Origin of the sequence: Streptomyces sp. BE20 (genome assembly GCF_036322525.1) — a bacterium.
Taxonomy (GTDB): Bacteria; Actinomycetota; Actinomycetes; order Streptomycetales; family Streptomycetaceae; genus Kitasatospora.
The window spans coordinates 1-349 of the sequence record NZ_JAQYWW010000639.1; the positions used below are offsets into that span (position 1 = coordinate 1).

Here is a 349-nt window from a genome sequence, read left to right on the forward strand (position 1 = left end):
GCGTGTGGTCGTCGGTTATGCCGCCACGGTGGTCTCGTTGTTGACGGACGCAACCTGACGGTGGTTGGTCTCGGCGTCGGTTTTAGCCTCCGCGTCTTCCAGTGGTGGGGTGGTCTTGTCGACGGAAGCCGCCTCCTCACCCTCTGGAAGTGAGGTAGTGTCGTCGTTAGGCGCCGCGGTCGCATCCACGGTCGTCACGGTCACGACCGAAACCACCGGACGGACGGTCATCGCGGCCACGGTAACCGCCTCCGCTGCCACCGGAGGGGCGGTCGTCACGGCCACGGAAGCCGCCACCGCTACCACCCGAGGGGCGGTCGTCACGGCCACGGTAACCGCCACCGCTACC

The 349-nt window shown here is 67.6% G+C and carries 1 protein-coding gene; it reads right to left on the reverse strand.

Annotated features, from left to right (window positions below; genetic code table 11):
• Window positions 1-15: 15 nt before the first annotated feature.
• The coding region (locus tag PUR61_RS13535; RefSeq protein ID WP_329879063.1) for a hypothetical protein at window positions 16-349 on the reverse strand (334 nt) is incomplete at its 5' end.